This is a genomic window from Undibacterium paludis (assembly GCF_022568815.1).
Taxonomy (GTDB): Bacteria; Pseudomonadota; Gammaproteobacteria; order Burkholderiales; family Burkholderiaceae_D; genus Undibacterium.
Genome location: NZ_JAKZHX010000003.1, coordinates 193060 through 203563 on the forward strand (window position 1 = coordinate 193060; position 10504 = coordinate 203563).

A 10504-nucleotide genomic window follows, 5' to 3' on the forward strand; every position below is an offset into this window, starting at 1 on the left:
AATCCAGCCTCAAATCAGCAAGTTTTCAGGGATGCCCTCATTTTGCTGCATTCAGTTGTATTGCCTTTTGTTCTGGATCAAACCAGTCACCAGTCAGTCGCCAGTCACTGGTTTCAAGTTTGATATGAAACAATTTTACTGTGTCAACAGGCAGATTAGTCATCATTTTCAGGTCGCCTTCATAATGTCCAGGTGAAACCCGCTTCATTGGCAAACGCCGGATGACCTCGCTGACGGAATTGCCGCCTGCAACAGCATTGGCGAGACTCAGTTGAATACTGTCAGGCAAATCGCCCTGTCCGCTCAGTTCCAACTTCATTTTACCATTGGCAAAGTCTGCACTGATCACAGCACCTAGCCGCAACTGCCGCGCCCTGGCGTCACGCTGTATGTCCTTGTTGATCATTAAGCCCTGTTTATAGTAGTCTTCCGCCACTACTTTATCAGCACCGCGCATGGCGACATAACCCGTATAAATGCTCGCACAGACAACAATGGCGGGACCACCGGCAACCAGCAGCAACCAGGGCTCCTTGTACCAGGTGTCGCGCCTGGATTTGGGTGGCATCAAACTGGCTTCCATTCTCTTCTCCTATCGCGGAACAATAAATACTGCTTTTTCAGTCACGCTTATATCGGGCGCATCAAGATCCGTGACAACAAATCGTATGCGGTTGGAACCACCGTCGAGCACTTTGGCGGGCACCCTCACTCTTACCGGGAAAGCTTTGGTAGTCGCAGAACCGATTTCCAGATTACCATTGGTGACGATACTGGCTCCGGCAGCACCCTTGACTTCCACATGATAACGGCGTGGCGATTCCTGAGTGTTCATGATTTGCAAGCGGTAGACATTCTCTATATCTCCCGACTCGGTGATCCTGGGCATGCCACGATCGCGAATCACGTCGACCTTCAAGGGCATATGCAGTGCCAGAGATACCGCGGCAAGCAAGATAATCAGGCCCAGCAAGCCACCATAAATCAGGGTACGGGTACGAAACACACGCTTCCACATGGCCTTGTCATCAAGATTGCGCTTCAATGCATGTTCAGTGGTATAACGTATCAAACCACGTTGATACCCCATCTTATCCATGACCTGATCACAACCATCTATGCAGGCACCACAGGCTATACACTCATATTGCAAGCCATTGCGGATATCGATACCTGTCGGGCAAACCTGGACGCAAATACCACAGTCCACGCAGGCTCCCAGGCCCTCCGCCTTATAATCAGCTTTTTTGTTTCTTGAACCACGCGGTTCACCACGTGCTGTATCGTAGGTAACGATCAGAGTGTCCTTGTCAAACATGGCGCTCTGGAAACGAGCATAAGGGCACATGTACTTACAGACCTGCTCGCGCATCCACCCGGCATTGCCATAGGTGGCAAAAGCATAGAACAGCAGCCAAAAGCTTTCCCATGGACCGAGCGTAAAATTTCCAACTTCCACAGCCAGGTCACGGACAGGCGTGAAGTATCCGACAAACGTGAAACCCGTCCACAATGCCAGCGTAATCCAGAGGAAGTGCTTGACAAACTTCAGTGAAAATTTACGTGGTGTCAAAGGTGAGCTATCAAGTTTGATACGTGCATTGCGCTCGCCCTCAATCTTGTGCTCTATCCATAAAAATATCTCGGTATATACCGTTTGTGGGCAGGCATAGCCACAGAACAGACGTCCCGCAATCGCAGTAAACAAAAACAGGCTCAGCGCAGAAATAACCAGCAAAACCGCCAGATAGATAAAATCCTGTGGCCACAGGACCATGCCAAAGATATAAAACTTGCGCGCTACCAAGTCAAACAACACAGCCTGTCTGTCATTCCAGTTCAGCCAGGCTGTGCCGTAAAATAAAGCTTGCGTAAAAAATACCAAAACCCAGCGCCAAGAAGAAAACCAGCCTTTCTGGCTACGCGGATAAATCTTCCGGCGCTCTTCAAACAAGGCCAGCTCAGTTTCTTCTATTGGAACTGGAATAATGGGTATGTGCTTCATTGTGATTCGATTTTCCATACAAATGCCTGAGGAAGTGCCACCAGAGCAGCACCTCCACGCGTTAACACTTATTTTTCAGGTATTGCTGTTGCAGATGCCGTCTCGGCTATTGCCTTGACCGCAACCGTCTCTGCCTCACTGATTGCCGCCGTTGCAGGGTTATTCGACAATCCCCATACATAAGCTGCCAACAAGTGTATTTTGCCTTCAGACAGAATCGTTTTGTGTGCAGGCATCTGGTTATTACGACCCTTGTTAATGGTCTCCATCACCGTATCAATACCACCGCCATACAGCCAGACCTTGTCAGTCAGGTTCGGCGCACCCAGCGCCTGGTTACCTTTGCCTTCAAAACCGTGACAGGCTGCACAGGCGGCAAACTTGGGTTTACCCAGAGCCGCCTTGATCGGGTCATGCGCAGAGTTGGACAGGCTCAATACATAGTTGGCGACATTCCTGACGTCATCGTCTGTACCCAATGCTGCTGCCATTGATGGCATCTGACCATGACGTCCTTCGCGGATGGTCGTCAGGATGGTTTGAGGATCACCACCATACAGCCAGTCACTATCTGTCAGGTTAGGATATCCCTTGCCACCCTGCGCATCAGAACCATGGCATTGAGCACAGGTATTCAAAAACAGGCGTTGACCTATCTCCCTCGCTTGCGGATCTTTTGCCACAGCCTTGATATCCATCGCCAAATATTTATTGAAGATAGGACCGTACTGCGCCTCGCCGTCCTTCATTTCTTTTTCATATTCGCCAGTCTGACTCCAGCCAAATGTCCCCTTGAAATTGCCAAATCCAGGGTACACGACAAGATAACCAACGCTATATACGATAGTCAGGTAAAACAGCCACATCCACCACTTTGGCAAAGGATTGTTTTGCTCCATCAAATCACCGTCCCAGACATGCCCCGTCGTTTCAGCAGGCAAAGGTTTGCCATCGCTGCCGACCTTTACTTTTACCTTTGACTGTGACCATAAAAGCAGCGTACATGCCACCAGGGACAAAGCGACGATGACGGCAATCGCCGTGCCCCACCATTCACTAAAAAAGTCTGCCATGACTATTTTCCATTCTCATTTTCAATTGGCAAGCGTGCCAGCTTTTCAAATCTTTCCTTGTTTCCTGAACTGAATGCCCAGTAAAGAATGCCAAGAAAAACAAACAGGCTGATTACGGTCACTACACTACTGATTATTGTGAAGTTCATTTTCTTCCCTCCCGAAATGATGGCCGGCTTGACGGCCATCCATCCTAGTTCTTGTTCTTGATCGCCGTACCCAAGACCTGCAGGTATGCAATCACAGCATCGAGTTCAGTCTTGTTCACCAAGTCGGCAGGACCTGCCTTGATGTCAGCTTCAGTGTAAGGAACGCCCAAGGTTTTCATTGCCTGCATTTTCGGTGTAATGCTATTGGGTTCCAGCGGTGTTTTGGCCAGCCAGGGATAAGCTGGCATATTGGACTCAACTACCACAGAGCGTGGATCATTCAGGTGATCCTTGTGCCAAGTGTCACTGTAACGTCCGCCAACGCGCGCCAGATCGGGACCCGTGCGTTTGCTACCCCATTGGAAGGGATGATCATAAACAGACTCACCTGCCACGGAATAGTGACCGTAACGTTCAGTCTCAGCACGGAAGGGACGTATCATTTGCGAGTGACAACCGTAGCAACCTTCACGCAAATAAATGTCACGCCCGGCAAGTTGCAGAGCGCTATATGGCTTCATGCCCTGTACCGCCTCTGTTGTGGATTTCTGAAAAAACAGTGGGACGATTTCAACCAGGCCGCCAAAACTGATGGTCAGTATCACCAGTACCAGCAGCAGCCCCACATTTCGCTCAATCAGATCATGAGTAAAATTACGCATCAAATTTCTCCTTTGATTTCTTTGCTATTTCTCTGATCTATGCATGTGCAGCAGTTGCAGGCAATGCCGGGATCGTGTTGTTGACGGGCCGAGCCGCCATGACAGTTTTTGCGACGTTGTAGGCCATCACCAGCATGCCGCTCAAGTACAACAAGCCACCACCAAGACGGATCACGTAGTAAGGATAAGTTGCCTTGACTGTTTCAACGAAGGAGTATGTCAGAGTGCCATCCGGATTCACGGCGCGCCACATCAGACCTTGCATCACACCCGCTATCCACATTGCAGCGATATACAGAACTACGCCAATGGTCGCCACCCAGAAATGCACTTCTATCAAGCGTTTGCTATACATTTGAGTCTGGCCAAACAGACGTGGGATCAGGTAATACAAGCTGCCGATAGTAATGAACCCAACCCAGCCCAAAGCACCAGAATGAACGTGACCAACGGTCCAATCCGTATAGTGGGACAAGGCATTAACAGTCTTGATCGCCATCATCGGTCCTTCGAAAGTCGACATGCCGTAGAAAGACAGCGAGACAATCAGGAAGCGCAGGATCGGGTCAGAACGCAGTTTGCTCCAGGCACCAGACAAGGTCATGATACCGTTGACCATGCCACCCCACGAAGGCGCCAGCAAAATCAGCGAAAACAGCATACCTATTGATTGCGCCCAGTCAGGCAAGGCGGTGTAATGCAGGTGATGCGGACCTGCCCACATATAAGTAAAAATCAATGCCCAGAAGTGGACTATCGATAAACGATAAGAGTAGACGGGACGCTCGATTTGCTTGGGAATGAAGTAATACATCATCCCCAGAAAACCGGCTGTCAGGAAGAAACCAACAGCATTGTGTCCATACCACCATTGCACCATTGCATCTTGCACACCCGCATAGGCGGAGTAGGACTTCATGAACGACACAGGAATCGCTGCACTGTTGACGATATGCAGAACAGCCACTGCGATGATGAAAGCACCATAGAACCAGTTGGCCACGTAGATATGCTCGACCTTGCGCTTCACGAGCGTACCAAAAAAGACCACTGCATAGGCAACCCAGACCACAGCGATAAGCAAATCGATAGGCCATTCCAGTTCAGCGTACTCCTTACCCTGGGTGTAACCCATGGGCAGGGAAATGGCAGCTGCAACAATGACCAGTTGCCAGCCCCAGAACGTGAACTCGGCAAGGCCATCAGAAAACAGCCGCACATTGGAAGTTCGCTGTACCACATAATAGGAAGTTGCCATCAGCGCACAGCCGCCAAAAGCAAAGATCACGGCATTGGTGTGCAAGGGACGCAGGCGGCCATAGCTGAGCCAGGGTATCCCTCCCAGGAATTCCGGCCAGGCAAGCTGGGTCGCAATCACCACGCCTACTAGCATGCCGACTATTCCCCAAACCACTGCCATGACAGAAAATTGCCGTACAACCCGGTAGTTGTATGTGTTTTCTTTAGTTATTGTCATGATCTCACTCTGTTGTAAAAGTACACAGCAAGCATAACAACCACACTATTGGCTACATTGATTCACATCAAATGTTGCCGGATTCAAAGACAATTACAACTGTCATGCCACACATACAGGCTCGGGGACTTTATGGTGAACAAAAAAAAAGACATCGCCAGGGATGTCTTTTTTTCAAGCCAGGGTGAAGATGTTACGGTGTCGCAGTAACGGGTGCTGTGACAGCCGCCTTGTTGACTGTAACCTTGGATCTTTGTTTTAACAACTCGAGATAGGCATACAGGTTTTGCGAAGACTGCATATTCGCCAGTTGCTGTGCTTCAGAAGCACGGCGTTCTTTATCTGGCGTGCCAGCCACAACCTTGCCTACTCTGAAGATAACATAACCGCCCTTGCCCAGGCTGGTACCAACGAACGCCGGCAGCTTCTGCACATCAGCACGCATCAGATCCACCAGGGCAGCAGTAGGAATATCCTGGTTTTTCAGGCGAGAAACCATCTTAGCTTCAGTAAAGCCTGCTGTCGAATCTGCAGCTTTCAGTGCAGCCAGTTTAGCGATACCTTCTTTTTCTGCCAGCGCCGCTGCTTCCGTCAAAGTAACCTGTGCCTGGATGGCTGCCTTCACTTCGTCGAATGGACGCCTGGAGGCAGCCTTGTATTCAACAACATGACCGGCAAGCATGACCTTGGGAGCAACTTCAACAGCTTCCGTATTGTGCTTTTTCTTTACCACGCCATCAGCAAAAATCGCTTTCAGGAACTTGGGATTATCAACACCATTTGCCGCAGCAACTGGCTTGCCAAGCCGGGTGAGGCCAGTGGCAGTTTCTATCTTCAGTTTGAACTTGTCAGCTACAGGTTTCAGGCTGTCACCCTGGTCTTCCAGCATATTGGTAAAGGCTTCCAGCGAATCGGCATAGACCTTGGCTGCTTTCTGCTTCTTGATTTCTTCAGCAACCTGAGTCTTCACTTCATCAAGGGGTTTGACGCTGCCTGGTTTGATACCAGTCACAGTAATGATGTGAAAACCAAACTCGGTTTCAACCAGGTCACTGATGTCACCCTGCTTCAGGCTAAATGCCACTTTCGAAAATTCTGGCACCATGCGTTCACGATCAAAGAAATCGAGATCACCATTTTTTTCCTTGGAACCTGGGTCATCAGAATTGGCAGCGGCAAGTTTGCCAAAGTCTTCAGGATTTTTGCGGGCCTGAGCCAGGATACCTTCAGCTTTTGCTTTGGCCTTGGCCTTGTCAGCTGCGCTACTACCTTTGGCGACTGCAATCAGGATATGGCTGGCGCGACGCTGCTCTTCCTTGATGGTATAGAGCTTCTGGTTATTTTTATAAAAGTCCTGAACCTCTGCATCAGATGCAGTTTGCTGTGCTGCCAGGGTATCGGCACTGAACACCACGTACTCGGCATTGATCTGCTCAGGGATCTCAAATTGTGCTGCATTTTTTTCGTAGTAAGCCTTGAGCATCTCATCCGTCACTTTGACACGTGATGCGAAATCGTCGGATTTGAGCATCAGCATCTGCACCTCGCGTTCCTGCTCATTGATTGCAGAGAAACGGTCAGCAACGGTTTTTGGCACAAAAGCGCCATCGCGAACCGGGCCCAGCAGTTGCTGCAATACCATATCCTGACGTTGCCTTTGCTCAAACATGGCAGGCGTCATCCCTTGCATGGACAAAAGGCGTGTATATTGTTCATTATCGAAATGACCATCGGCCTTGACCAGACCTGGCAGACTGGAAATATAGTCGCGGATTGTCGCGTCGGAAATCAGCAGTTTTTTACGCTCGATATCTACCGCCATTGTCTTGCGCGCAATCAAACCATCCAGAATGTTCTGTCTTTCCTCTGGAGTATTGAGCATCTTGGCATCAAATTGCGGCCCGTAAGCCTGACGCATGCGGTCAAGCTGATCACGCAATGCCAGGTCAAACTCTGCCTGGCTGATGGGTGCGCCATTTACAGTGGCAATGCCAGCTTCTTTACCAATATTGCGCAAAGCATCAGTATTGCCAAACAAAACAAAGGAAGGCAGGATAAGCACAGCTAGCAAAATTTGCATCAAGCGCTGATGGGTACGAATAAATTCAAACATGTTCAACCAATCACGTGGCTAAGAACTTGTTGACGATCCTGCTGCGCGAGCGTGATCGGGGTTCATGGCTGCTCAAAATGCTCATGCACTCAAGTACATTCCGCTTTTTGCGCTGCTCTTCTCCTCGCTGACGCCCGCTCGCTACAGATCGCAAACAGGTTCCAAGTATCATAAAAACAATTTGACGAATACGAAAAAAGGCGAACTTTCGTTCGCCTTTTCGATTTTCTGGCGGAGCGGACGGGGCTCGAACCCGCGACCCCCGGCGTGACAGGCCGGTATTCTAACCAACTGAACTACCACTCCTTATTTACTACCCAAGCTTTTCTATGTCTGATACTGGTGGGCGCTGAGAGGCTCGAACTCCCGACCTAAGCCTTGTAAGGGCTCCGCTCTACCAACTGAGCTAAGCGCCCCACACATACAAGCAGACACTGTGGCGCATGTCCCGCGCCACGAAAGTGCATTAGTTTACCGCATCTTTCAATGCTTTGCCAGGTTTAAATTTAGGTACCTTGGCAGATTTGATCTTGATAGGCTCGCCAGTCTTGGGATTACGACCAGCACGGGCAGCACGTTTGGCAACAGAGAAAGTACCAAAACCAACCAGTGTTACGGTGCCATTTTTCTTCAATGTGGTTTTTACAGCGCCGATCACTGCATCCAGCGCACGCGACGAAGCCGCTTTGGAAATATCCGCTGTTTTCGCAATATGATCGATCAACTCAGTCTTATTCACTTATAGCCCCCTCACAAAAATTTGAATTTCGCGATGATGTATTCGATTATTTTATTGGTCGTGCATCTATCACGGCAAGCAGGAAATCTGCATCCGGTATTAGAGCAAGCCGCAAAGCCTTGTGTCAAGCGGTTTGCGCGCTTTCTGTCGATTCTTAAAAAAATCAGTCATAAATCTGATTTCCTTATTTGCTTTCCCTCTTGATTTACGCTATCTCGGGGCAAAATGCTGACGGGCATTTGTATATACGAATGCTGCCGGGGCACAGAAATCAGCGATGCAGGCGGTTCTGCACAAATGAATTAAGATTCCCGGCCAATCAGACACTTACCCATACCGCTCTGCAATGAGCACACCGAATCCCGGTCTCTGGCATACTGTGATAAAGATTGACTTCAAGCAGGATAGTTTTTCACGAATAAGGTAAATTAGGCGCACCGAAGCACATTTTTACAAGGTTCAGCGGGTGCCGCTGATATTACATGGTCACAAATCAACCATCACCACATAATGAAGAATTTTGACGTAGCAATTGTAGGTAGCGGCTTGGCTGGCTTATCTGTCGCTTTGCATCTTGCGCAAACACGCAAAGTCGCAATTATTTCCAAGCGTGAATTACTGGACGGTGCCAGCAACTGGGCGCAAGGCGGCATTGCCGCCGTGCTTGATTCGCACGACAGCCATGAACAACACATATCTGACACCCTGATCGCCGGCGGCGGTCTGTGTGATGAAGGCGCAACCCGTTACATCATCGAACATGGCCGCGAAGCGATAGACTGGTTGATAGAACAAGGTGTGCCATTCACACGTGACAACGAAGCCGAGCTTGGTTTTCACCTGACCAGGGAAGGCGGTCACAGTCAGCGCCGCATCATCCATGCGGCAGACGCCACCGGACATGCCGTGCAGGTCACACTGGAACAGAAAGTACGCAATCATCCCAATATCAGCCTGTTCGAACATCATTATGCAATCGATGTGATCACGTCGGCCAAACTCGGTGACAACTCCCCCACGCCACATTGCCTGGGCTTGTATGTACAAGACGTCAAAACCGGCAAGGTCCATACTTTTGCGGCCCAGCATACTGTGATGGCGACTGGCGGTGCTGGCAAGGTCTACCTGTACACCACCAATCCTGATACGGCGACCGGCGATGGCATCGCCATGGCCTGGCGTGCCGGCTGCAGGATCGGCAATATGGAATTTATCCAGTTCCACCCGACCTGCCTCTACCACCCCTATGCAAAATCCTTTTTGATCACTGAGGCAGTACGTGGTGAGGGCGGCATATTGAAGTTGCCCGCAGAAGCAGGTGCCTCAGCGGGCAAACGCTTCATGAGCAATCATGACGAACGCATGGAACTGGCGCCGCGCGACGTCGTCGCCCGGGCGATAGACTTTGAAATGAAAAAACGCGGCCTCGATTTTGTTGAGCTCGATATCAGTCATCAGCCGCCAGAGTTCCTGAAAGAACACTTCCCCACCATTTATGCCCGCTGCCTGGAACTGGGCATAGACATCACCAAGCAGGCCATACCCGTCGTACCGGCAGTGCATTTCACCTGCGGCGGCATCGTTACTGATACGGATGGCCGGACCGACCTGCCCGGTCTTTATGCAGTCGGCGAAACAGCTTACACCGGCCTGCACGGCGCCAATCGTCTGGCCAGCAACTCGTTGCTGGAATGCCTGGTGATTGGCCGTGCTGCTGCCAAACACATAGAATCGCAGGAGCGCTCCAGCGTGATCGCCCTGCCTGACTGGGATGAAAGCCGCGTCTCCGACGCGGATGAAGAAGTCGTGATTGCCAATAACTGGGATGAGTTGCGCCGCTTCATGTGGAATTATGTCGGCATCGTCCGCACCACCAAGCGCCTGGAAAGGGCCAAGCACCGCATTCGGCTGTTGAAAGAAGAAATTGACGAGTACTACGCTAACTTCCGCATCTCAAATAATCTGCTGGAATTGCGCAACCTGGTTGAAGTTGCCTCCCTGATCGTCAATAGCGCCCTGTCACGCCGTGAAAGCCGCGGCCTGCATTTCAGCCGCGACTATCCAGATACCTTGCCCAAAGCCTTGCCAACAGTCCTGTCACCAAAGCGCAAGAAATAATCACAACAATCACAACCGTCGCAATAACAGCGCTGCCATCTTGCAAAACCAAGGGGGTATCATCACCTCCTTGGCTCACCCTCCTCATCAAGCCCCACCATCATCAACTGGTAAATTATCGCGGCATTGATCAATAGCCGTTTGACAAACAAAATTATCACAGTGATA

At 50.2% G+C, this 10504-nt stretch carries 9 protein-coding genes and 2 tRNA genes; 1 reads left to right on the forward strand and 10 read right to left on the reverse strand.

Features of this window, described 5'->3' with window-relative positions:
- Positions 1-37: 37 nt before the first annotated feature.
- The 10 genes from LZ463_RS07545 to LZ463_RS07585 all read right to left on the reverse strand — a co-directional run bounded on the left by LZ463_RS07545 (position 38) and on the right by LZ463_RS07585 (position 8218).
- Positions 38-583 (reverse strand): FixH family protein, encoded by a 546-nt coding sequence (locus LZ463_RS07545; RefSeq protein ID WP_241455005.1) that lies wholly within the window; start codon positions 581-583, stop codon positions 38-40.
- Between the two features lie 9 nt (positions 584-592).
- Positions 593-2023 carry a cytochrome c oxidase accessory protein CcoG gene (ccoG, locus tag LZ463_RS07550; RefSeq protein ID WP_241455006.1) on the reverse strand — a complete coding sequence of 477 codons (1431 nt, stop codon included), beginning with the start codon at positions 2021-2023 and terminating at the stop codon, positions 593-595.
- Between the two features lie 50 nt (positions 2024-2073).
- Positions 2074-3078, reverse strand: a complete 1005-nt coding sequence (gene ccoP / locus LZ463_RS07555) for a cytochrome-c oxidase, cbb3-type subunit III (protein ID WP_241455007.1) — start codon at positions 3076-3078, stop codon at positions 2074-2076.
- A 2-nt stretch (positions 3079-3080) separates the two neighbouring features.
- The gene (locus tag LZ463_RS29040) at positions 3081-3266 is read right to left on the reverse strand and encodes a cbb3-type cytochrome oxidase subunit 3 (RefSeq protein WP_347176249.1); all 186 of its coding nucleotides are present in this window, start codon (positions 3264-3266) and stop codon (positions 3081-3083) included.
- A 5-nt stretch (positions 3267-3271) separates the two neighbouring features.
- Positions 3272-3889, reverse strand: coding sequence for a cytochrome-c oxidase, cbb3-type subunit II (ccoO, locus tag LZ463_RS07560; protein ID WP_241455008.1), 618 nt, complete (start codon positions 3887-3889; stop codon positions 3272-3274).
- Between the two features lie 37 nt (positions 3890-3926).
- Complete coding sequence (ccoN, locus tag LZ463_RS07565) at positions 3927-5366, reverse strand: cytochrome-c oxidase, cbb3-type subunit I (protein ID WP_241455009.1); 1440 nt, start codon at positions 5364-5366, stop codon at positions 3927-3929.
- A gap of 193 nt (positions 5367-5559) precedes the next feature.
- Positions 5560-7479 carry a SurA N-terminal domain-containing protein gene (locus LZ463_RS07570; protein WP_241455010.1) on the reverse strand — a complete coding sequence of 640 codons (1920 nt, stop codon included), beginning with the start codon at positions 7477-7479 and terminating at the stop codon, positions 5560-5562.
- 229 nt (positions 7480-7708) lie between these two features.
- Positions 7709-7785, reverse strand: a tRNA-Asp gene (locus tag LZ463_RS07575).
- Positions 7786-7819: 34 nt separating this feature from the next.
- Positions 7820-7895, reverse strand: a tRNA-Val gene (locus LZ463_RS07580).
- A 50-nt stretch (positions 7896-7945) separates the two neighbouring features.
- Complete coding sequence (locus LZ463_RS07585; RefSeq protein ID WP_162040973.1) at positions 7946-8218, reverse strand: HU family DNA-binding protein; 273 nt, start codon at positions 8216-8218, stop codon at positions 7946-7948.
- A 510-nt stretch (positions 8219-8728) separates the two neighbouring features.
- Here LZ463_RS07585 and nadB point away from each other — a divergent pair.
- Entirely contained in the window at positions 8729-10336 is a 1608-nt protein-coding gene (gene nadB / locus LZ463_RS07590; RefSeq protein ID WP_241455011.1) for an L-aspartate oxidase, read from the forward strand.
- The last annotated feature ends 168 nt before the right edge of the window (positions 10337-10504 follow it).

Bases quoted from the DNA above. Each gene is read 5' to 3' on its own strand.
- LZ463_RS07545 (WP_241455005.1), bottom strand. From the start codon at position 583: ATGGAAGCCAGTTTGATGCCACCCAAATCCAGGCGCGACACCTGGTAC.
- ccoG (WP_241455006.1), bottom strand. From the start codon at position 2,023: ATGGAAAATCGAATCACAATGAAGCACATACCCATTATTCCAGTTCCA.
- ccoP (WP_241455007.1), bottom strand. From the start codon at position 3,078: ATGGCAGACTTTTTTAGTGAATGGTGGGGCACGGCGATTGCCGTCATC.
- LZ463_RS29040 (WP_347176249.1), bottom strand. From the start codon at position 3,266: ATGGCCGTCAAGCCGGCCATCATTTCGGGAGGGAAGAAAATGAACTTC.
- ccoO (WP_241455008.1), bottom strand. From the start codon at position 3,889: ATGCGTAATTTTACTCATGATCTGATTGAGCGAAATGTGGGGCTGCTG.
- ccoN (WP_241455009.1), bottom strand. From the start codon at position 5,366: ATGACAATAACTAAAGAAAACACATACAACTACCGGGTTGTACGGCAA.
- LZ463_RS07570 (WP_241455010.1), bottom strand. From the start codon at position 7,479: ATGTTTGAATTTATTCGTACCCATCAGCGCTTGATGCAAATTTTGCTA.
- nadB (WP_241455011.1), top strand. From the start codon at position 8,729: ATGAAGAATTTTGACGTAGCAATTGTAGGTAGCGGCTTGGCTGGCTTA.